The sequence below is a fragment of the Rhizobium sp. LEGMi-198b genome (genome assembly GCF_054114205.1).
In genome coordinates, this window is the sequence record NZ_JBSYVH010000002.1 from 427,717 (window position 1) to 449,725 (window position 22,009).

The 22,009-nt window shown below is 58.9% G+C and carries 22 protein-coding genes and 1 riboswitch; of the genes, 8 read left to right on the forward strand and 14 right to left on the reverse strand.

Annotated features, from left to right (window positions below; all coding sequences use genetic code 11):
• Positions 1-21: 21 nt before the first annotated feature.
• From ACXHXG_RS08750 to ACXHXG_RS08760, 3 genes are all read right to left on the reverse strand, one after another.
• Positions 22-366: a RidA family protein gene (locus ACXHXG_RS08750; RefSeq protein WP_104823592.1), complete on the reverse strand. Its 345-nt coding sequence runs from the start codon at positions 364-366 to the stop codon at positions 22-24.
• Between the two features lie 93 nt (positions 367-459).
• On the reverse strand, positions 460-798 hold the full coding sequence (locus ACXHXG_RS08755) for a protein tyrosine phosphatase family protein (RefSeq protein WP_457899048.1): 339 nt from the start codon (positions 796-798) through the stop codon (positions 460-462).
• Between the two features lie 73 nt (positions 799-871).
• Positions 872-1,711 (reverse strand): DUF4432 family protein, encoded by an 840-nt coding sequence (locus ACXHXG_RS08760; RefSeq protein ID WP_457899049.1) that lies wholly within the window; start codon positions 1,709-1,711, stop codon positions 872-874.
• A gap of 223 nt (positions 1,712-1,934) precedes the next feature.
• Here ACXHXG_RS08760 and ACXHXG_RS08765 point away from each other — a divergent pair, with 223 nt between their 5' ends.
• Positions 1,935-3,386 (forward strand): L,D-transpeptidase, encoded by a 1,452-nt coding sequence (locus ACXHXG_RS08765; protein ID WP_260303960.1) that lies wholly within the window; start codon positions 1,935-1,937, stop codon positions 3,384-3,386.
• A 67-nt stretch (positions 3,387-3,453) separates the two neighbouring features.
• Here the strand turns inward: ACXHXG_RS08765 and ACXHXG_RS08770 are convergent, their stop codons facing one another.
• The 6 genes from ACXHXG_RS08770 to ACXHXG_RS08795 all read right to left on the reverse strand — a co-directional run bounded on the left by ACXHXG_RS08770 (position 3,454) and on the right by ACXHXG_RS08795 (position 11,130).
• Positions 3,454-4,167, reverse strand: a complete 714-nt coding sequence (locus ACXHXG_RS08770) for an AAA family ATPase (RefSeq protein WP_457899050.1) — start codon at positions 4,165-4,167, stop codon at positions 3,454-3,456.
• A 278-nt stretch (positions 4,168-4,445) separates the two neighbouring features.
• Entirely contained in the window at positions 4,446-5,594 is a 1,149-nt protein-coding gene (locus ACXHXG_RS08775; protein WP_104823596.1) for an iron-containing alcohol dehydrogenase, read from the reverse strand.
• Complete coding sequence (locus ACXHXG_RS08780) at positions 5,591-6,976, reverse strand: aldehyde dehydrogenase family protein (protein ID WP_457899051.1); 1,386 nt, start codon at positions 6,974-6,976, stop codon at positions 5,591-5,593. The genes ACXHXG_RS08775 and ACXHXG_RS08780 overlap by 4 nt, the downstream gene beginning before the upstream one ends.
• 161 nt (positions 6,977-7,137) lie before the next feature.
• Entirely contained in the window at positions 7,138-8,508 is a 1,371-nt protein-coding gene (locus ACXHXG_RS08785; RefSeq protein WP_457899052.1) for a glutamine synthetase family protein, read from the reverse strand.
• A 149-nt stretch (positions 8,509-8,657) separates the two neighbouring features.
• Positions 8,658-10,229, reverse strand: coding sequence for an amino acid permease (locus tag ACXHXG_RS08790; RefSeq protein ID WP_104823599.1), 1,572 nt, complete (start codon positions 10,227-10,229; stop codon positions 8,658-8,660).
• A gap of 130 nt (positions 10,230-10,359) precedes the next feature.
• The gene (locus tag ACXHXG_RS08795) at positions 10,360-11,130 is read right to left on the reverse strand and encodes an N-formylglutamate amidohydrolase (protein WP_457899053.1); all 771 of its coding nucleotides are present in this window, start codon (positions 11,128-11,130) and stop codon (positions 10,360-10,362) included.
• Between the two features lie 176 nt (positions 11,131-11,306).
• On the opposite strand from ACXHXG_RS08795, the gene ACXHXG_RS08800 reads away from it, so the two are divergent.
• From ACXHXG_RS08800 to ACXHXG_RS08830, 7 genes are all read left to right on the forward strand, one after another.
• Positions 11,307-12,179: a MurR/RpiR family transcriptional regulator gene (locus ACXHXG_RS08800; RefSeq protein ID WP_283051089.1), complete on the forward strand. Its 873-nt coding sequence runs from the start codon at positions 11,307-11,309 to the stop codon at positions 12,177-12,179.
• Positions 12,180-12,363: 184 nt separating this feature from the next.
• A complete protein-coding gene (locus ACXHXG_RS08805) occupies positions 12,364-13,467 on the forward strand; it encodes an ABC transporter substrate-binding protein (protein ID WP_104823602.1) in 1,104 nt (367 codons plus the stop codon).
• 71 nt (positions 13,468-13,538) lie between these two features.
• Complete coding sequence (locus tag ACXHXG_RS08810; protein ID WP_104823603.1) at positions 13,539-14,432, forward strand: ABC transporter permease; 894 nt, start codon at positions 13,539-13,541, stop codon at positions 14,430-14,432.
• Positions 14,429-15,217, forward strand: a complete 789-nt coding sequence (locus tag ACXHXG_RS08815) for an ABC transporter permease (RefSeq protein ID WP_104823604.1) — start codon at positions 14,429-14,431, stop codon at positions 15,215-15,217. The genes ACXHXG_RS08810 and ACXHXG_RS08815 overlap by 4 nt, the downstream gene beginning before the upstream one ends.
• 11 nt (positions 15,218-15,228) lie before the next feature.
• A complete protein-coding gene (locus tag ACXHXG_RS08820; protein WP_104823605.1) occupies positions 15,229-16,290 on the forward strand; it encodes an ABC transporter ATP-binding protein in 1,062 nt (353 codons plus the stop codon).
• A 90-nt stretch (positions 16,291-16,380) separates the two neighbouring features.
• Positions 16,381-16,528: riboswitch (FMN riboswitch) on the forward strand.
• Positions 16,529-16,618: 90 nt separating this feature from the next.
• Positions 16,619-17,095 carry a 6,7-dimethyl-8-ribityllumazine synthase gene (locus tag ACXHXG_RS08825; protein WP_104823606.1) on the forward strand — a complete coding sequence of 159 codons (477 nt, stop codon included), beginning with the start codon at positions 16,619-16,621 and terminating at the stop codon, positions 17,093-17,095.
• Between the two features lie 57 nt (positions 17,096-17,152).
• Positions 17,153-17,503, forward strand: a complete 351-nt coding sequence (locus ACXHXG_RS08830) for a VOC family protein (RefSeq protein WP_104825143.1) — start codon at positions 17,153-17,155, stop codon at positions 17,501-17,503.
• Between the two features lie 5 nt (positions 17,504-17,508).
• On the opposite strand, the gene phnF is transcribed toward ACXHXG_RS08830, so the two are convergent.
• The 5 genes from phnF to ACXHXG_RS08855 all read right to left on the reverse strand — a co-directional run bounded on the left by phnF (position 17,509) and on the right by ACXHXG_RS08855 (position 22,007).
• Positions 17,509-18,237: a phosphonate metabolism transcriptional regulator PhnF gene (gene phnF, locus ACXHXG_RS08835; protein ID WP_457899054.1), complete on the reverse strand. Its 729-nt coding sequence runs from the start codon at positions 18,235-18,237 to the stop codon at positions 17,509-17,511.
• Position 18,238: 1 nt separating this feature from the next.
• Positions 18,239-18,925, reverse strand: a complete 687-nt coding sequence (locus ACXHXG_RS08840; protein WP_457899055.1) for a class I SAM-dependent methyltransferase — start codon at positions 18,923-18,925, stop codon at positions 18,239-18,241.
• A gap of 163 nt (positions 18,926-19,088) precedes the next feature.
• Positions 19,089-20,093, reverse strand: coding sequence for an ABC transporter ATP-binding protein (locus ACXHXG_RS08845; protein WP_283051099.1), 1,005 nt, complete (start codon positions 20,091-20,093; stop codon positions 19,089-19,091).
• 13 nt (positions 20,094-20,106) lie between these two features.
• Positions 20,107-21,171 (reverse strand): Gfo/Idh/MocA family protein, encoded by a 1,065-nt coding sequence (locus ACXHXG_RS08850; RefSeq protein WP_457899056.1) that lies wholly within the window; start codon positions 21,169-21,171, stop codon positions 20,107-20,109.
• Positions 21,168-22,007, reverse strand: coding sequence for a carbohydrate ABC transporter permease (locus ACXHXG_RS08855; protein ID WP_104823611.1), 840 nt, complete (start codon positions 22,005-22,007; stop codon positions 21,168-21,170). The genes ACXHXG_RS08850 and ACXHXG_RS08855 overlap by 4 nt, the downstream gene beginning before the upstream one ends.
• Between the last annotated feature and the right edge of the window lie 2 nt (positions 22,008-22,009).

The following is a 22,009-nucleotide window of genomic DNA, read 5'->3' on the forward strand; positions in this document are numbered from 1 at the left end:
AAAAGTGCGTCGAAGCTCGGATCAGTCGATCGCAGCGGTGACGATGAACTCAACCTTATACTTCGGCGCAGCCAGCTTAGCTTCGCTCGTGGCGCGGGCTGGCGTGTTTGCCGGATCGACCCAGGCTTCCCAGGCGGCGTTCATTTCAGCGAAATAGGCGATGTCGGAGAGGTAGATGATCGTCTGCAGAATCTTCGACTTGTTGCTTCCGGCGGCGGCCAGCAGGCGGTCGACTTCGGCCAGCGCCGACTTGCACTGATCCGTGACGCTTTCGCCTTCACCAACCTGGCCGGCGAGGTAAACGGTGTTGCCGTGAATAACAGCGCCGCTCATGCGGGCTCCGGCGTCGATACGCTTGATGCTCATGCTTCTCTCCTGATGTTGTGCAGTGACGGGTAACAAACCGGGCGCTGCCCATCGGCAACGCCCTCAATCTCTTGCATGTTTGGCGGTGGCCGCTCAGCCGCGGATATGATGCGTCTTCTGATAGATCGCGGTCGAGCGCGCGCCGGAACGGCAATAGCCGAGCATCGGCCGCGGGAATTCGTCGAGCGCGTCGACCATGCCCTGCACGGCTTCTTCGGTTACGCCCATCGGCCCAACGGGCACATGCGCGATTTCAAGGCCAAGCTCCTTGGCGCGGGCTTCAATGACAGAAAACGGCGTCTGATCCGGGCTCTCATTGTTCGGACGATGGCAGACGATCGAGTTGAAACCCATGGCCTTGATCTGATCGAGATCCTCCAGGGTGATCTGGCCGGAAACCGAGTATTCGTCATCGATCGGGCGGATATCCATGGTTCATTTCCTCTGTGAAACCGAGGGCCATGGTCTACGCCGCCATAGAGCAAGCGTCAACCGCTCAAGCCCTTCAGACGAAGGCAAAGTTGAGTGCGAAACTCCTGGCTTCCCCGGGCTGAAGAATATTGAATTCACCCGCCTCCTCCAGCTCGCCGCGCGATGCCAGGCGATGCGAAACGGGCTCGATTCCGAGAACGTGCACAGGCGCGCGCTGGTTGCGCCAGACCTGCAGGAATGGCAGCGTATCCGTGCCGAATCGAACCCGCAGCGATTTGCCGCCAATGGCGGCGATCGGCCCGAGGCACACTTCCGACCAATCCTCGCCCTTCGCCGTCGCCGGCACGCAGAAAAGACCGCCCTTTTCCTCGCCGAAGGCCCATGGGAAACCGCCGTTCTCCAGCATCTGGCCGGAGAGGCGCACGCCGTCATCGAACCACTTGCCACCAATATTCATGTGATACATCAGGAAGACCGGCATCGCCTCGATGCTGGTGTTGACGACACGGTCGTTAAGCGAAACCTCGCCGGTCGCGCCGTCGATGCGCCAATGACGCTCCAGCCGTGCCGTGCGGCGTTCGGCGGTGACGATATCGATATCGGCGCGGCACTCCGCATCGCCGTTCTCGGATCGGGTCCACAGGATCTTGGCGGGGTGCGAGGAAATGGAGCCGTGCAGCGGATAGCGCTTGCCCTCGAAAGCGTCAGACATTGGCTCCGGATGGCGGATATGATCCGGACCGCAGGTAAAGAGAAAGCCTTCCAGCGAATGATCGATGCGCGGGTCGCCATCATCCGGAATGGCGCGGCCGGGCGCAAGATTGTTGCCGTCGACGATGCAGGCGCCGATGTCCAGCACGGAGTTCTCATCCAGCGTCAGCTTCGGTCCCTTGGCTGCGGCGAAATCTATCATCTCCTGCAATCCTCCCTATCGGCTCCCCGGCCATCCCATCAAAAATGGCTCCAAAATGGGACAAATCCAGATTTAGCGGTGGTTTGTCTTACCGAACGTTAACTTGACGCCTTGATCACACAAATTTTTATCTTTTATTCAGCATGATAATCTTAAATTCCACACTGGCGTCAAAATTGCCATGTGTGTGTCGGCTCAGCCATCACCCGAGGATTCCACAGACGTGAACCGGTTCCTGAAATTCAGCCTTACTTTGGCTCTGACTGCCGCGACCTCTGCCCTCGCGCTGAACAATGCGCAGGCACAATATTATCACGGCGGGAACGACGTGGTTCTTGTGACCCCTGACGGACGAATCCTTGATCAATATCCGAACCAAGGCAGCGTAACCGTCGCCCGCGACGGGCGCGGCCATCGCGTGCTGATCGATCGCTACGGCAACGTCGTCGCTACCGAGATGCGCGCCAGCACTTATTACCCCCGCGCGCCTCGCCGCGACGCCTACAATGACGATGGCTATGGCGACGGCAACCGATATGGCGACACGCAGCTTTCCAACAATGGCGGCTACCGCGACTATCGCCAGTATCGCGGCGATGATGGTGGCTATGTCGACAATGGCTATGATCAACAGGATCGCGGTGTCGTCACCAGCGGCATTCCGCGCGACGGCGAAATCCAGAGCGAGCCGCTCGACAATCAATCGCTGCCGGGCGGACAAGCCACACAGAATCCGAATGGCGCCGACTACGCGTCGATCGATCCGCAGGAACAGGCACCTGCTATCGAACGCAAGCCGCCTGCTGAGCCCGTCATCACGCTGAAGGGCAAGTCGAAGATGGAGATCACCGCGCTGGAGGTCTTCCTCTCTCGCCAGGGCATTTCGCCGGGCGCGATCGATGGCCGCATGGGCGCCAATGTCACCAAGGCGGTCTACGCCTACCAGCAGATGACCGGTCAGACGCTGAACCCGAACGACACGGATTCGATCCTCGAACAACTGCGCTTATCGGGCGGCATGCCGATCATCAACTATACGATCACGCCTGCCGATGCCGCTGGCCCCTATGTCGCATCGATCCCTGAAGACTATGCCGCGAAGTCGCAGATGCAGTCGCTCGGCTATACGTCGACCACGGAAATGCTGGCCGAACGTTTCCATATGGATGAAGGCTATCTGAAGGAACTCAATCCCGGCGTCGACTTCACGGTTCCCGGCACCACGATCAAAGTCGTCAACACCGGCCCGGGCAAGACCGGCACCGTTGCCAAGATTCTGGCCGACAAGGGCCGCAAGCAGGTTTTCGCCTATGACGCCAGCGGCGCTCTGATTGCCGCCTACCCCGCCAGCATTGGCTCGACCGACACGCCGTCGCCCTCCGGCACGGTCACGGTCGAGCGCGTCGCTTTCAATCCGGGCTACACGTACAATCCGAAGATCAACTTCAAGCAGGGCGCCAACGACAAGATCCTCGACATTCCGCCCGGCCCGAACGGCCCGGTCGGTCTTGTTTGGATGGCGCTATCGAAACCGACCTACGGCATTCACGGCACTCCGGACCCTTCCAAGATCGGTAAGTCGCAGAGCCACGGCTGCGTGCGCCTGACCAACTGGGATGCGACCGAACTTGCCAAGATGGTCAAGCCCGGCGTAGTCGTCGAATTCGTCGATTGATCGCATTTGAGCAAATGATAAGGCCGCCGGATGAGCCATCCGGCGGCCTTTCTATTGTGAAAGCTTGCTAGGCCGCGGTGCGGATCGCCTCATGGACAGCGCTGCGGGCCGAAGCCGTCAGCCGGGTCGGCAAAAGCCGCATCATTTCCTCGGCGAAGGAGCGGGCATTTTCCTGAGCCTTGTCGAGATTGCTGACCCGGTTCGGATCCATGGTATAGAGCGTGCCGCCGCAATCGAAGATATCGCGGAAAGCGGAGCGTTCGATGATCGGCGTTTCTAAAACCGTAACACTGCGCTGAGACAACAGCGCTTTCACCACCTGCAGCGCTCTGGTCGTCACCATCGAATTCACGCGGGTCAGAACGACCGAATGATTGATGTGAATGCCGGCTTTCTGTTCCATATATTGCAGTAGCTCCAGCACCTGCGCGCCGCCCCGCGCATCCATCGCACAGCCTTGGATCGGAATGAGCACATGATCGGAGAGACCGAGCGCCGTTGCCAGCAGCGGCGTGCGGGCACCCGGCAGATCCAGGATGAAGTAATCCGTCGCACTGTTCTCGGAAAGATGTATCGGCAGGGACGCGCTCGTCACGAAATCGATGACGGAAATATTGGGAACACGGCCGGAGATTTCATACCAGTGCGAAATCCAGTGCTGCGGATCAGCGTCAAGAATGGTGACGCGATAACCGCGTCGCGCCAGTTCCGTGGACAACAGCAAAACCGCCGTCGTCTTCCCTGCGCCACCCTTCGTATTTGCAAATGTGATAACTGGCATTGTCGGTCTCCGGCAAGATGGCGGTGAGCACGAACATCGCTCATTTCAGCACCATCTGAGTCATTGGTGCGATTAACGTATTGTTTCGAAATATGGTTAACAAAGCCCTAATGGCGCTTGTCGCGCATTAAGATATCGCGTCGGCGAGGGCCTAGCAGGCTACACCATCGGCACGCCACTTGCCGGTGAAGATTGCGATCGTCAACCTGCCAGATAGGCACAAAAAATCGTGCCGCAATCATCTCGCGGCACGACTGAAAATTAAAGCCGACATTGCCTTAGAAGCAGTCGTGGAACAGCGCCTTGGTGTTCTCCAGCGTCATCGGCACCGGATTGCCACCGGCGCTTGGATCTTCGATCGCCATGGCCGAAAGCTCGTCGATGCGATCGGGCGCAATGCCCATAGCCGAGAGGCTTTCCGGAACGCCGAGTTCGGCCCGCAGCTTCAACACATAGTCATAGAAACCGTCGAAACCACCGGAAATGCCGAGATAGGCGGCAGCACGGGCGATCTTTTCTTCGATTGCCTTGCGGTTAAAGCGCAGGACGGCCGGCATGACGACGGCATTGGTCATGCCGTGATGCGTGTTGTAGACGGCGCCGATCGGATGCGACAGCGCGTGAATGGCGCCTAGCCCTTTCTGGAAGGCGACAGCACCCATGGCGGCGGCGCTCATCATATTGGCGCGGGCTTCGAGATCGGTACCTTCCCGATAGGCGCGCGGCAGGAATTCCTTGACGAGCCGCATGCCTTCCAGCGCGATACCGGCCGACATCGGATGATAGAACGGCGAGGAATAGGCTTCCAGGCAATGGGCGAAGGCATCCATGCCGGTGCCGGCGGTGATGATCTTCGGCATGCCGACGGTCAGTTCAGGATCGGAGATCACGACGCCCGGCAGGAACTTCGGATGGAAGATGATCTTCTTCACATGCGTTACAGAATTGGTGATGACGCTGGCGCGGCCGACCTCGGAGCCGGTGCCGGCGGTCGTTGGAACAGCGACGATCGGAGCAATGCCCTCGACATTGGCGCGGGTCCACCAGTCGCCGATGTCCTCGAAATCCCAGACCGGTCGTGTCTGGCCAGCCATGAAGGCAACGCATTTGCCGAGATCGAGGCCCGAGCCGCCACCGAAGGCGACGACGCCATCATGACCGCCATCCTTGAAGGCCTTGACGCCGGCCTCGAGATTCTTCTCGTTCGGGTTCGGATCGACGTCGGCGAAGATGGCACGGCCGAGGCCGGCGTCTTCGAGAATATCCAGCGCCGTCTTGGTGATCGCCATCGAGGCGAGCCCTCGGTCGGTGATCAGGAGCGGCTTCTTGATCCCCAGGCTTTTGCAGGCATCCGCCAGTTCCGTGATCCGGCCGCGGCCGAGCTTGACGGCGGTGGGATAGCTCCAATTGGCTGAGATATTGCTCATGCTGTTACCTTCTTCAAATGGTAGGATTTCGGGCGCGTCAGGTTATGGAAACCGAACACTGAAAGCGAGCCGCCACGGCCTGTTTCCTTGACGCCGGTCCAGCACAGTGCCGGATCGAGATAATCGGCGCGGTTCATGAAGACGGTGCCGGTTTCGATATCGCGGCCGATGCTCGAAGCGCGCTCGACATCCTTGGTCCAGAGCGACGCCGTCAAGCCGTAAGGGCTGTCATTCATCAATTCCAGCGCTTCCGCATCGCTCTTCACCTTCATGATGCCGACGGCGGGGCCGAAGGTCTCTTCGCGCATAAAGGCCATGGAATGATTGACATCGACGAGGATCTGCGGCGCGAGATAGGCGCCGCCGTCATCGGCCGGGAAAAGCTTGGGGTCGACCAGCGCCTTGGCGCCCTTGGCGACGGCATCGGCGATCTGCTCGCGGACCACCTTGGCGAAACGCTTGTTCGCCATCGGGCCAAGCGTAGTTTCCGGCTCCAGCGGATTGCCGAGCTTGTAGTTCGACACCCAGGCGACCGACTTCTCGACGAAGGCGTCATAAAGCGATTCATGCACATAGATTCGCTCGATGCCGCAGCAGCATTGGCCGGAATTGTAGGTGGCACCATCCATCAGCGTGTCGACGGCCGCCTCGAGGTCGGCATCTTCCATGACATAGCCCGGATCCTTGCCGCCAAGTTCGAGGCCAAGGCTGGTGAAGGCGCCGGCGGCAGCGCGTTCGATCGACCGCCCGCCTTCGACCGAACCGGTGAAGTTGACAAAGTTGAAGCTGCCGGCGGCGATCAGCGCCGACGTCGTTTCATGATCGAGGAAGACGTTCTGGAAGACATCGGCTGGAACGCCCGCTTCGACGAAGGCTTGAACCAGCCGCTCGCCGACCAGCAGCGTCTGGCTGGCATGCTTCAGAATAACAGTATTGCCGGCCATCAGCGCCGGCGCGATCGTGTTGATCGCGGTCATATAGGGATAGTTCCATGGCGCGATGACGAACACGACGCCATGCGGTTCGCGCTCGATACGACGGGCGAAATTCGCGCTGTCTTCCACCACCATCGGCGACAGCGCATCGGCTGCGATCGACGCAACATAATTCGAGCGCTCGTTGAAACCGCGATATTCGCCGCCGTATTTGATCGGGCGGCCCATCTGCCATGCGAGCTCCGGCACGACGACATCGGCCATTTCGTTGAGGCGCGCAGCACCCTTCAGCACCAGTTGAACGCGGTCTTCCAGCGGGCGGCGCGCCCAGTCCTTCTGAGCCTTGCGGGCGCGGGCGACCGCTTCCTTGGCCGCATCCAGCGACAGCGCCGGACGCTCCGCATAAATCTCCCCATTTACCGGGGACACGCATGTGATCATGGTCATGATCGAAATCCTGTTTCTATAGTCACGAATATGGTCTCGGCTAATCACCGAGAAACTACCCCAAGAGCTTACATCGCCGAAAGAAGCGATTTACCGCAGCCACCTTCCCTGCCCGCGCCTGACGACGAAAATCGGGCGGAAATCAAAAATCACAGGAAGGCTTACGCTCTTTCGAATCCTCTCGCCACCTCCCAGTCGGTGATGCGGCGATCATATTCCTCCTGCTCCCATTCGGCAGCACGGGTGTAGTGATCGATGACATCGTCGCCGAAAGCGGCGCGCAGCATCTGAGAGCCGCTCAGCGCCACCGCAGCGTCTCGCAGCGTGCGCGGAATTTCGCGAACCTCGCGGGCACCATAGGCGTCCCCCACGAAGGGTGCCTCTAGTTCAAGCTTGTTCTCGATGCCATCCAGGCCGGCGGCGATCAGCGCGGCAAAGGCGAGATAGGGATTGAGGTCGGAGCCGCCGACACGGCATTCGATGCGGATTCCCTTGGTCTCGGCGCCGCAGAGACGATAGCCCGCAGTGCGGTTGTCAGTGCTCCAGATCGCCTTGGTCGGCGCAAAGGTGCCGGCGACAAAACGCTTGTAGGAATTGATATAGGGCGCGAGGAAATAGGTGATCTCGCTGGCATGCGTCAAAAGACCGGCGACATAATGCTTCATCAGCGGCGTCATGCCATGTTCTTGTTCCTTGTCGAAGAACAGCGGCGTCTTGCCGTCAGCGCTCCATAGCGACTGATGAATATGCGACGAGCTGCCGGCGGAATTGTAGTTCCACTTCGCCAGGAAGGTGATGGCCTTGCCCTTCGACCAGGCGATCTCCTTGCAGCCATTTTTGATGATTGCATGGCGATCCGCCATGGTCAGCGCATCGGCATAGCGGACGTTGATTTCCTCCTGCCCCGCCGAAGCCTCCCCCTTGGAATTTTCGACCGGAATGTCGGCTCCCTGCAGGCCAATGCGGATCGCCCGCATCACCCCTTCTTCCTTGGTGGTCTGGAAGATATGGTAGTCTTCATTATAGCCACTGGCGAGATGCAGGTTGCGATAACCAGACTCGCGGGCGCTGTCATAGCTCTGATCGAACAGGAAGAATTCCAGTTCGGATGCCATGAAGGCCTTCATGCCCATTGCTTCAAGCCGCCTGACCTGCTTCTTCAGGATGGCGCGCGGCGAATGCGCCACCTCTTCATGGGTGTGATGATCGAGCACGTCGCAAAGCACCAGCGCCGTGCCCTCAAGCCAGGGAATGCGGCGAAGCGTGGCGAGATCGGGCTTCATCGTATAGTCGCCGTAGCCCTTTTCCCAGCTCGTCGACTTGTAACCCGAGACGGTCTCCATCTCGAGGTCGGTCGCCTGGAGATAGTTGCAGCTATGCGTTTCCTTCCAGGCGCTCTCCACGAAGAATTCCGCCTGGAAACGTTTGCCCATCAAGCGACCCTGCATGTCCACCTGACATGCCAGAACCGTATCGATGCGCCCCTCGGCCACATCTTTCTTGAGGTCGTCGAACGTATAGCTAGTGCTCATGAGTGATCCGCCTGAACAATGAATTGGGGTGTCGGACAACGGAACCCCGGCTCGTAGCTGGGAGCAACCCGGCGCCGTGCGTTTCGTTTATACCGGTGAAGGGGCCGCACGCAGGCGGCCCCGCCGTTCGAGAAATGCAGCTCCGATGCTTAGCTTTCGCCGACGGCCGCTTCTGCCGCTGCGATTTCGGCCTTGCGCTTGGCGATCGCGTCGCCGATCGGCGGTCCCTTGAAGCGCCGCCGCTCGAAGCCGAACCAGACGATCGCAGTCAGGACAAAGAAGCCGACGGTGATGATGCCTGCCCAGTCATTCGGCGGCTGAATGCCGAGAACAAAGATCACGATCATCGCGATGATCGACAGCACGGCAAAAAGCTTGAACAACCCTTCACCGAGGTTCCACGGGCCCATCTTGTCCCACTTCGACGTACCCCAGGCAAACAGACCGAGCGTGATCGGGATCGCGAAGGAGAAGAAGAGGAAGATGACGGTGCACGAAACGACGATGGTGTAAACCGGTGTATCGCCGATCGACACCAGCGACGAACCCCAGACGAACAGCACCGAAAGAATCGAGCCGGTCCAGATCGCGGAAACCGGCGTGCGGTGTGTCGGGCTGACCTTGGAAAGTGCCTTCGATGCAGGAAGACCGCCGTCACGCGAGAACGCAAAGATCATGCGCGATACAGAGGTGACCGTTGCAAGGCCGCACAGCCACTGGCTGATGAAGATCAGGAGATACAGGATATCCTTGACGATGGGGTTCACTTGAGCATCCATCGCCCAGAAGAACACGTTCCAGCCCTGCTTTGCGGCGTCGTCCATATTCGGGATCATCAGAACGAATGCACACAGCATGATATAGCCGAACAAGGCCGACCAAAGCACGGAGGCTACCATGCCGCGCGGAACGGAATGCGCTGCCTTGACCGTTTCCTCCGATGTATGCGCCGAGGCGTCGTAGCCGGTGATCGTGTAGATCGGCAGCAGGAGGCCGAGCGCAAAGACCCAGAAGGTGGAAACCTGCGGCCAGACCGGTGCTCCGGTTGCCGAACCATCGGCGGCAATCGTTGCCACACCCGAGTAATTCGTGAAAGTGAACAGCCGCGCGAAATCATAGGATGGTGCGGCGATCAGGCACACGACCGCAAGTGCGATCGAGGTTGCGAAGATCAGATAGCCGGAGAAGTCGGTGAGCTTCGCGGTCAGCCCGATACCCATATGGTTCACGAGCGCCTGAAGGCCGGTAATGACCACTAGGAACACGATACGAACCAATGTCGTATCGACCATACCGAAATAGCCGCCGAAAGCACCGATGAAGAAATAATAGGTGCCGACATTGATGGCGCCGAGAACGGTGACGAGGCCGAGCAGGTTAAACCATGCGGTCAGCCAGCCGGTGAAGCGGTTGCCGAGGATCGAGCCCCAGTGATAGAGCCCGCCCGCAGTCGGATAGGCTGAGCTGATCTGCGCCATCGCCACGGCAAAGACCAGCGAAATGAAGCATCCGACCGGCCAGCCGATGCCGATCGCGGCACCGCCTGCGCCAGAAGTCGCCTGGGCGAGCGAATTGATGCCGCCCGAAAGAATGCAAATGATGGAAAAGGATACGGCAAAGTTCGAGAACGAACTCATGCGCCGTTCCAACTCCTGGGCATAGCCCATGGAGTGCAGAATATGCACGTCCTGCTTCTTGTCCAACTCTGTGTAATCAGACATGTATGTCATTCCCCCTAAAACCCGGTCGCCCACGGAATTGCGGGCCACCATTGTGCCACTTGCGCCGCTGGCTTTTTGCCATACGGCCCGATCGCAGTTGAACTGCTCCCCGGGGTCTTTTCTTCTATGCTCAGGCTTCCAGACTGCTCTGGATAAGCCCTGTTAGATAGTCGGCCACGACCCCTTGGCCGACGTCATCTCCGATGAGGTCGTTGCGGACCTCGATCATAACGTTATGCAAACCGTTGGCGAGCCCATGCAGTTTAAGCGTATGGGTGACGCCATCTTCTGGCCCGTAAGGCTCGTTGCGTTCGGTGCGGTAGAGCGGCGCCTCTACAGCAGCATCGAGCATGCGATCCGCCAGCCAGCGGTCTTCATCGTGCAGAATGCCGAGCTCCACTGCCCGCTGCCTGCCATTGTAAACAGGCGTGAAGCTGTGAACCGTGACGATCACGGTGTTTTGTTCCCTCGCCGCGCGCTCTTTCAGGAGCGCGCGAATGCGGTCATGGAACGGTATATAAAGAGCGTTGGTGCGCGCTTGCCGGTCGGAGGTTTGCAGGTGCTGGTTGCCGGGGATCGTGTAGATCTCGCTGACCTCCGGCATCGCGCCCGCGCTTTCGGGCGGACGGTTGCAGTCGTAAATCAGCCGCGAGAAGCGTTGATAAACCAGCGTAGCATCGAGGCTGCCGGACATCTTCGTGGCGACCGCTAGCGCACCCGGATCCCAGGCGATGTGGCTGGACAGCGCTTCGGTCGAAAGGCCCAGATCGCCGAAATATTTGGGCAACGTGCGTGAAGCATGTTCGCAGATGATGAAAACCGCGCTTTTTCCGTCCGGCCGTTCGACCGCGACGCAATCGCCATCCGCTTCCGTCAGAATGCCTTGCCCGGCAAGCATCAAAGGCGTCCTACCCTCTTAATAAAATCTTTATAAGAAAAGAATTCTTCAGGTTTCGGCGACTGTCAACTGGAAACTGAAATTATTTCTTCATTTGTGACATTGACTCGAAATGTGACAGCGTAGTTATATTCCTTCCAGGAGACCGGCATAAGACCGTCCCGGGGAGCAAAAATAGAGTGAGCAATGCGTCGAAAACAGTTTCGGACGTAATCAATGCCCAATTCGACGCGCTGACGCGCGCCGAAAAGCAGCTCGCCAAGAGCCTGCTCGACAACTACCCAGTTTCGGGGTTGGGCAGCATTACGACAGTTGCCGAAAATGCGCGGGTTTCCACGCCGACAGTGGCGCGCATGGTGCAGAAACTCGGCTTCAAGGGCTATCCGGACTTTCAGTCTCGCCTCCATCAGGAGGTGGAAGCGACCATCTCGAATCCGCTCACCAAACACGACCGTTGGGCGTCCAATGCTCCCGGTACGCACATCCTCAACCGCTTTGCTGACGCCATCATGGGCAATCTCCGCCAGACCCTGACGGATATCGATGCAGCCACCTTCGATAACGTCGCTGCGCTGCTATCGGAGCACAAACGCGGGCTTTATTTCGTCGGTGGACGCATCACTGGCGCGCTTGCCGAATATTTCTTTACTCACATGCAGGTCATCCGCCCCAACACGACCTTGCTCTCCTCCAACTCCAGTTCCTGGCCGCAATATGTTTTGAACATGAATCCCGGCGACTTGCTGGTGATCTTCGATATCAGGCGCTACGAGCAGGAAATGGTCAGCCTCGCCGCCGCCGCCCGGCGTTGCGGAGCCGAGATCATCGTCTTCACCGACCAATGGGCGACCCCTGCCGTCAAATATGCAAAGCACACATTCCGCGTGCAGATCGAAGCGCCTTCGGCCTGGGATTCCTCCGTCGTCACCCTTTTCATCGTCGAAGCGCTGATCGAAGCCGTACAAAGCTCAACCTGGGACGAGACGAGTGAGCGCATGAAAACGCTTGAAGGCCTGTTCGAGCAAACAAGGCTGTTCCGCAAGCTAGGTTAGCAAGGAGGAAAGTATAAAATTACAACCTAAGGATCGGCCGGCAAGACAAGCCTGTCAACGTTAGCGAATAAAAGTAAATCTCCGATGTTCAGGAAGCGCAACCCATTGAAATCCGTCACACAACCTTCATGCAACGTCATTAACAGCAACGCCAGACACTGAAAACCCAAAAGGAGGAATACCAGTGACCTCGAAAATTCATCGTCTTCTGACGCTCTCCACTGCAATGCTCGTCGCTACGACCGCCATTGCTGCTGCTGAACCGAGCGCAGACCTTATCGCTGCCGCCAAGAAGGAAGGCACGCTGACCACCATCGCCCTGCCCCACAACTGGTGCGGTTATGGCGACCTCATCGCTGCTTTCAAGGCGAAGTACAGCATCGATGTCAACGAACTGAACCCGGACGCCGGGTCGGGCGATGAAGTTGAAGCAATCCGCGCCAACAAGGGCAACACCGGCCCGCAGGCTCCCGACGTAATCGACGTTGGTCTCTCCTTCGGCCCGACCGCCAAGAAGGACGGCCTGCTGCAGCCTTACAAGGTCTCCACCTGGGACTCGATTCCGGACAGCGCCAAGGATGCCGACGGCTTCTGGTATGGCGACTACTACGGCGTTCTCTCCTTCGTCACCAACAAAGACGTCGTGAAGAACCCGCCGAAGGACTGGGCTGACCTGCAGAAGCCGGAATACGCCAACACCGTATCGCTCGCTGGCGACCCGCGCACCTCCAACCAGGCCGTACAGGCTGTTTACGCCGCTGGCCTGGCTGCCGGCGAAAAGGATGCCGCCAAGGTCGGCGCTGCTGGTCTCGACTACTTCGCAAAGCTGAACAAGGCTGGCAACTTCGTTCCGGTCATCGGCAAGTCCGCTTCGCTCGCTCAGGGCGCAACCCCGATCGTCGTCGCCTGGGACTACAACGGCCTCGCATGGCGCGACAGCCTGAACGGCAACCCGCCGGTTGACGTTACGGTTCCGGCTTCGGGCGTTGTCGCTGGCGTTTACGTTCAGGCGATCTCGGCTTTCGCTCCGCACCCGAACGCTGCCAAGCTCTGGATGGAATTCCTCTATTCCGACGAAGGCCAGATCGGCTGGCTGAAGGGCTATTGCCACCCGATCCGCTTCAACGACCTGGCGAAGAACAAGAAGGTTCCGCAGGAACTTCTCGACAAGCTGCCGCCGGCAGCAGCCTATGAAAAGGCCGTTTTCCCGACGCTCGATGAACAGGCTGCCGGCAAGACCGCCATCACTACCAAGTGGGATTCTGTCGTCGGTTCGAACGTACAGTAATTTCAGCTAATATGACCTCCCCGCTTCGGCGGGGAGGTTTTCCTTTTTTGACGCCGCGGAATGGGCCAATCATGAGCATCGTCACGACATCAACGATCAGTACCGCCCCCATGATCAATAAGCGCGTGGTTGTCGATTGGCTGGGCATTGCGCCCTTCCTGATCTTCGCGCTTCTGTTTCTCATACTCCCAACGATCTATCTGGTCGCAGGTGCGTTTCTGACGCCCGACGGCAGCCTAACGTTGAAGAACATCGGCGATCTTTTCACAAAATCCATCTTGGACTCGTACTGGATCAGCATCAGAGTGTCTGTCGCCTCGGCGCTCGGCGGCGCACTAATCGGCTTTTATCTGGCCTGGGCCCTGGTCATGGGTGGACTTCCGGCCTGGGTGCGCCATGCCTTCCTGACTTTTTCCGGCGTCGCTTCAAATTTCGCCGGTGTGCCTCTGGCTTTTGCATTCATCGCCACGATCGGTCGCCTGGGCCTCGTCACGCTGCTGCTGAAAAACTGGCTTGGCTTCGACATTTTTCATGCAGGCTTCAATCTCTACAGCTTCGTCGGCCTGACGATCACCTACATGTACTTCCAGATTCCGCTGATGGTTCTGATCATCACGCCAGCCCTGGACGGTATGAAGAAGGAATGGCGCGAGGCGGCCTCGATCCTTGGGGCGACCAATGGGCAGTATTGGCTGATGGTGGCACTCCCCATCCTGTGGCCGAGCCTGCTTGGCACGACGCTGCTGCTGTTCGCCAATGCCTTCGGCGCCATTGCGACCGCAATCGCCCTGACTGGCAGCTCGCTGAACATCATACCGATCCAGCTCTATGCCCAGATCCGCGGCGACGTGCTGCACAACGCCAACCTCGGCTATGCGATGGCTCTCGGCATGATCGTCATCACCGGCATTTCCAACGTCATCTACATCATCATGCGCATGCGCGCAGAACGGTGGCAGAAATGAAGCTGCAAAAATTCTTCGCCTGGATCGCGGTCGTCATCGGCGCCTTCTATTTCATCGTTCCGCTTATCGGCACGCTGGAATTCTCGCTGCGCATGCGCCGCGATGCCTATAGTTTCGATGCCTATGCATCGGTCTTTTCCGATGCGCACTTCCTTTATGCGTTCGGCTATTCCATGCTCATGGCCGCGCTGACCATTGTCGTCGGCATGCTGCTCGTTGTCCCGACGGCCTATTGGGTGCGGCTTCGCTTGCCACAGTTACGCCCGGTCGTCGAATTCATTACGCTGATGCCGCTGGTCATTCCTGCGATCGTGATCGTCTTCGGCTACCTGCGTCTCTACAATTCATCGTCGATCCTGCCGCTGACGGGCTTCGAGCAATCGACGAACTTTCTGCTCGTCTGCTCCTATATTGTCTTGGCGCTCCCCTATATGTATCGTTCGGTGGATACGGCGATGCGCACGATCGATGTAGGTACCCTGACGGAAGCCGCAGAAAGCCTCGGCGCGAAGTGGACCACCATCATGTTCCGCTGCATTTTTCCCAATGTCATGAGCGGCGTTCTGTCTGGTGCCTTCATCACGCTGGCGATCGTCATGGGCGAATTCACCATGGCTTCGCTGCTCAATCGTCCGGCCTTCGGCCCCTATATGCAGCTCGTCGGCGCCAATCAGGCCTATCAGTCTTCGGCGCTGGCGATCATCGCACTCGCTGTAACCTGGCTCAGCATGGGCCTTCTCCAGCTCGTTTCCCGTTTCTCCAGATCCGCTCCGATTAAGGCGTGAGGCTTCACACCATGGCTTTTCTCGAACTTACCAACATCAAGAAGTCCTTCGGCGAAACCAAGGTCGTCCATGACTTCACCATGCATATCGAGAAAGGAGAATTCGTCTCCTTCCTCGGACCGTCCGGCTGCGGCAAGACGACCGTTCTGCGCATGATCGCCGGTTTCGAAACGCCGACCGCCGGCATGCTGACGATCAACGGCAAAGATCAGCGTCCCCTGAAGCCGAACCAGCGCAACATCGGCATGGTGTTCCAGGCTTACGCACTGTTTCCGAACATGACCGTGCATGACAACGTCGCCTTCGGCCTCAAGGTCGCCGGCGTTGCCAAGCCTGACATCGACAAGCGCGTCAAGGAAATGCTCGGCCTGATCAAGCTTGATCATCTTGCCGGTCGTTATCCGTTCCAAATGTCCGGCGGCCAGCAGCAGCGCGTGGCGCTCGCCCGCGCTATCGCCGTCAAGCCGCAGGTCCTCCTGCTCGACGAACCGCTCTCGGCGCTTGATGCCAAGATCCGCGTATCGCTGCGTGAAGAAATTCGCGCCATCCAGCAGCAGCTCGGCATCACCACCGTTTTCGTGACGCATGACCAGGAAGAAGCTCTGTCGATCTCCGATCGCATCGTCGTCATGAACGCCGGCCGCGCCGACCAGATCGGCACGCCCTTCGAAATCTACAACACGCCGGCCACCCGCTTCGTCGCCTCCTTCGTCGGCACGCTGAACCTCATCGAAGGCAAGGTCGTCGATCCGGACAGCAACCGCATCATGATCGGCGATCAGGGTGTGACACTGAAGCAGTCGGTCACCGCCTACAAGCCCGGCGACACCGTATCGCTGGCGCTGCGCCCAGAAGCCGGCTCGCTGGCAGAATCGGCGAAGGGCGACACTGCTCTGACCGGCGAAGTCTCCTCGGCCCACTTCCTGGGTTCGGTCATCCGCACGCGCATGAATGTCGGCGGCAACACCATTTCCTTCGACATGTTCAACAGCCCCGGAATGATGCCTCCGAGCGTCGGCGAGAAAGTCACGCTACGCTTCGCCTCCTCCGATCTGCTGGTCATCCAGGATTGATAAGCAGCGCAATTGGACAGATTTTTCGCAAGCGCCGGGCAAATCGCCCGGCGTTTTTCTTTGATTTCTGTTGCACCGCAATTATAGTCCAGGCGTTCTCAGGGCGGGGTGCAATTCCCCACCGGCGGTATGGAGGCTGATCTCCGAGCCCGCGAGCGCCTTCCGGTTCGCTGGAAGGGTCAGCAGATCCGGTGAGAGGCCGGAGCCGACGGTATAGTCCGGATGGAAGAGAGCAAGCCGGGTCGACGGCTCCTTCGCGCAAGGGGCTTCTGCGGCCTTGCGTGTTCGCCCAAGGGATATTGAGTTAAACCCTTGAAAGGCAGAGTTCATGACCATTTCCATTTCTACGCAGCCGGGCCGCATAGCGTTGATCCGGGCACGCTGGCATGCCGATATCGTCGATCAGTGCGTCGATGCCTTCATCGCCGAATGGCAGAAGACCGAAGGCGCCTCCCCCATCGACATTTTCGATGTACCCGGCGCCCTGGAAATCCCGTTGCATGCGCAGACGCTCGCCCGCAACGGCCGCTATAGCGCCATCATCGCGACCGCTTTCGTCGTCGACGGCGGCATCTATCGCCACGACTTCGTTGCCGACACCGTTCTCGATGCAATGATGCGCGTGCAATTGGATACCGGCGTTCCGATTCTTTCGACCGTGCTGACGCCGCATCATTTCCAGGAGACGGAAGCGCATATTCATTTCTTCAAGCAGCATTTCGTCATCAAGGGTCAGGAAGTGGCAAATGCCTGCCGGCAGATCCTCAGCGAACGCGCCAAGCTGCTGCCATCGGTGACTGTCTGAGTTAAGATGGTGGAGGCGGCAAAGGCCCGCCTCCATTCCTCCGGCAAGGAGCATCGCATGACCGTCCTGCGAATTGTCCCCAATCTGCATGCGGCCGATCCCGCCAGCGCTCGCGCCTTCTATGGCGACCTGCTCGGCTTGGATATCGTTATGGACCACGGCTGGATCATCACCTTTGCCTCGAAGGCGCAGACTGTGCCGCAGATCAGCATAGCCAGCGAAGGCGGCTCAGGCGCGACCGTGCCCGATCTTTCGATTGAGGTCGACGATGTCGATCAGGTCTATCAGCGCGCCCGGTCGATGCAGCTCGACATCGTCTACGATCTGAACGACGAACCCTGGGGAGTCCGGCGTTTCTACGTCCGCGATCCCTTCGGCAAGATCGTGAATATTCTGTCCCATCGATAGGCCGTTCATCCCAAATCGACGTTGAAGGTCACCCGCTCCGCCGACCATAAAGTCTCGGAATAGGTAATGGGCGCACCATCGTTATCGACATCCACTTTGAGAACGACCAATACCGGTGTTGACTTCGGCTGCCGCAACAACCGCGCCTCCTCGGCATTCGGCATGCGCGCCTCGATCTCGGTCGATAGGCGCACATAGTCGTGGACTCCGTAGCTCGCGAGTGCTGCGGTAATGGTCTGATATTGCAGCCTCGCCTTGTCGAAATCCGGAAATCGGTCAGCCGGATAGTAGGTGTCGCCAAGTTCGACGGGCACCCCATCCGCCGTCATGACACCGCGGCGATGGATGACCGGCGCGCCAAGCGCAAGCCTCAGCCGCGCCGCGACACGCTCGGATGCCGGGACGACCTCGTGGATCAATAATTCGCCGCCAGGCTCGAAACCTTGCTCGATCAAATTCTGGGAGAACCGCGTCTTCTTCGAGAGCCTATAGTCGAGGGCCCCTCTGTGAACGAAGGTCCCTCGCCCCTGCTCCGCGCGCACCAATCCCCGCTGCTCCAAATGGCCGAGCGCCTGGCGGACAGTGAAACGGCTAACACCGAAACGTTGCATGAGTTCAGGTTCGGTCGGCAATTTGGCGCCCGGAGCAAAGGTCCCGGTGGCGATATCCGCCGCCAGGATTTCGCCGATCTGATGCCAGAGAGCACTGCCGCTCTTGCGATCGATCGTTTCCATATCAGATGCGCTTTTCGAGCCGGAACAGGAGCTTGTATTCAGCAGGATAGCTCAGCGCGTCGAGAACGCTCGGATAATATTTGCGATCCTTCGATCCGCTAACGAAGCCGTTGTAGCCGAAACGCCGAACGGAAACATCGAAGCCGACGGCTGCGAAGGCATCGATATAGTCCTGCGGAGAGCGATCCTGCACCGGCGCATTGCTGTTGCCGCCGATCAATTCGCGCCACTTCGGCCAAAGCGGCATTTCGTTGTGGCAACCGGTGACGGCGTAATAGACACCGCCATTGCACATGACCTCGAACATCTGCTCGGCATGCCGCTTCAACTCCGGCAGCAGGTAAACGACCTCATAGCTGAATGCGACATCGAAGCTATCGGCAAAAGGCGAAAGATCGGTGGTGACTTGAAACTGCAGCGGCATGTTGCCCTTGGCCGCCACAGCCGCCGCAACCGATTCCGAAGCAATGTCGATGCCGACGCCGCGACGGAACGGCCGCATCGCATGAAGCAGCCGCAGAAAGCCGCCGCGATTGCAGCCAAAATCCAGCACCGTTTTCGACGAAAAATCCCGCTCCGGCACGCTCTCGATGAAATGCCGCCAATAGGGGCTGTGCGATTCCGCCATCGCAATGTCGCCATTCGGTTCGGTATGCCAAGTTGCATAAGTGGTTGCTGCATTTGTCATGATGCGCTCGCTGTTGGTGTTGACTGAGCGAGTGATAGCGCACCTCTGTGACAGGCACATAAATTCGTCCGGACGACTGGATCACTTTAGGGCCAATCGCTGGACAAATAAAAAGAGGGCCCTGCCAAAGCAGACCCCTCTTCAATATGCCAAATGCCGACGCCTACGCGCGAATGGCCCGATCGTTTGCGTCGAAGCGATGCATATGTCTGGTCTCCGGCGTCGCATAGACCGTTTCGTCCGGCTCATATTTGTGTTCACCGAAAAGACGCGCGGTCAGAAGGCCGGTTTGGTTGGATTCGAGATAGATGATCGTATCGGCGCCGAGATGTTCGACATGGATGACCTTGGCGGCCCAGGTGCCGTGGTCGCGCGACAAAGTGATATGCTCCGGACGGATGCCGATGGTCTTGGCACCGCTCTGCTCGAGCTTCTCCGCCGGAATGAAGTTCATCTGCGGCGAACCGATGAAGCCGGCGACGAAGATGTTCGCGGGCCGGTTATAGAGCTCCATCGGCGAACCGATCTGCTCGATCGCGCCGGCGTTCATCACGACGATCTTGTCGGCCAGCGTCATGGCTTCGACCTGATCGTGGGTGACATAGATCATCGTTGCCTTCAGGCTGCGATGCAGGCGGGCGATTTCAAGCCGGGTCTGAACGCGCAATGCCGCATCGAGGTTCGACAGCGGCTCGTCGAACAGAAAGAGCTCCGGTTCGCGCACGATGGCGCGGCCAATGGCGACGCGCTGACGTTGGCCGCCGGAGAGTTCGGCGGGACGACGGGCGAGATAGGGGGCAAGGGAAAGCATGCTCGACGCCTTCTCCACACGACCTTCGATCTCATCTTTGGCGGTGCCAGCCTGCTTCAGGCCGAGGCCCATATTGTCTTTCACCGTCAGATGCGGATAGAGCGCATAGGACTGGAACACCATGGAAATGCCGCGCTTGGCGGGCGGCGTAACCGTCACATCCTTGCCATTGATCAAAACAGCTCCCGAGGTCACGTCCTCCAGGCCGGCGATGCTGCGCAGAAGAGTCGACTTACCGCAACCGGAAGGGCCGACGAAAATGACGAACTCGCCATCCTTCACCTCGAGGTCAATGCCCTTCAGCACATCATGGGTACCATAGGCCTTGCGGATGGATTTCAGTTGAAGCGATCCCACAGTCTCTTATCCCTTACAAATAAACGGGCTTGCCGGTGCGCACGCTCTCGTCGGCGGCGAGGCAAATGCGTAGCGATTGAACAGCGTCGGCTATATGGCGGCTAAGGTCGATATCCTCGCGGATGGCCTTCAGCATGAAGGCCTGTTCGCGATCGCACAGCTCCTGGTGACCCGGCTCGCCGTCCATGCGCAGATCCTGATCCGGAAGGATGAACTTGCCGTTCGGACCGGTCTCGGCCGTATGCAGCCGGATGACGGAGGTCTTGGTGTGCGTGTCGATGTCGTCCGACTTGGCGTTGGGGTCCATAACGATTGAGACCGCGCCATTCGGCGACATCACATCCTTCACGAAGAAAGCCGTTTCGGAAATCATCGGCCCCCAGCCGGCCTCGTACCAACCGACCGAACCGTCTTCGTAGATCACCTGCAGATGGCCGTAATTGTACATATCCGGCGCGATCTCGTCCGACATGCGCAGACCCATGCCGCGCACCTCGACCGGCTTGGCGTCCGTGATCTGGCACATGACGTCGACATAATGCACGCCGCAGTCGACGATCGGCGACGTGGTGCGCATCAGCGCCTTATGCGTCTCCCAGGTCGGTCCGCTCGACTGTTGGTTCAGGTTCATGCGGAAGACATAAGGACCGCCGAGCTTGCGCGCCTCGGCAATCAATCGCATCCAGGACGGATGGTGACGCAGGATATAGCCGATCACCAACTTGCGGCCAGCTTTCTCGGCTGCGGCCACAACGCGCTCCGCATCTTCAACGGTCGTCGCCAGCGGCTTTTCCACGAATACGTCGCAGCCGGCCTCGAAAGCCATGACGGCATAATCCGCGTGGCTGTCTGAATAGGTGTTGATCGAGCAGAGATCGGGCTTCAGCTCCTTCAGCGCCGTCTCGAAATCCGGATGGATCGTATAAGCCTGCAGCTCATCAGCCAGCTTCGGCTTCGAGCGATTGACGAGGCCAACGATCTCGAAACCGGGATTGTTGTGATAGGCAAGCGCATGGCTGCGGCCCATATTGCCAAGGCCGGCGACCAACACGCGGATCGGCTTATGAGATGAGCTCACTTGACTGCTCCGGATGTAATGCCGCGAATGAGTTGGCGTGAGAAGAGGACGTAGAGGATGAGGATGGGCAGGATGGCGAGCGTCAGCGCCGCCAGAACCGCGTTCCAGTTGGTAACGAATTGGCCAATGAAGATCTGCGAGCCCAGCGTCACCGTCTTGGTCGCCTCGCTCGGCGCCAGGATCAGCGGGAACCACAGGTCATTCCAGATCGGGATCATGGTGAAGACGGCGACCGTCGCCATGGCCGGACGAACCAGCGGGAGCACAAGACGGAAGAAGATCGCGTATTCGCTGAGCCCATCGATGCGACCGGCATTCTTCAAGTCATCCGAGACGGTTCGCATGAATTCGGACAGGATGAAGATAGCGAGCGGCAGGCCCTGCGCCGTGTAGACGAGGATCAGTGAAGTCAGCGTATTGACCAAGCCGGCTGCGACCATGCCCTGCAGGATGGCGACCGTACCGAGGCGGATCGGGATCATGATGCCGATCGCAAGATAAAGCCCCATGATCGTATTGCCGCGGAAGCGGTATTCCGACAGCGCGAAGGCGGCCATGGCGCCGAACAGCAGGGTCAAGACGATCGAGACGATCGTCACGATGAAGCTGTTCTCGAAATAAGTCAGGAAGTCCCCCTGCTTTAGAACGGTCTGATAACCGATCAGACTAAAGCTGGATGGCGTTGGGATGCTCAGGGGCGCGCGGAAGATCGAGGCGCGGTCCTTGAAGGAATTGATGATCGTCAGAAACACCGGAAAGATGGCAAGCAACGTGTAGGCGATCAACGCCAGATGCACGAGGCCGGAGCGGACAAGGGAAGTGCGTGCCTTGGACATCG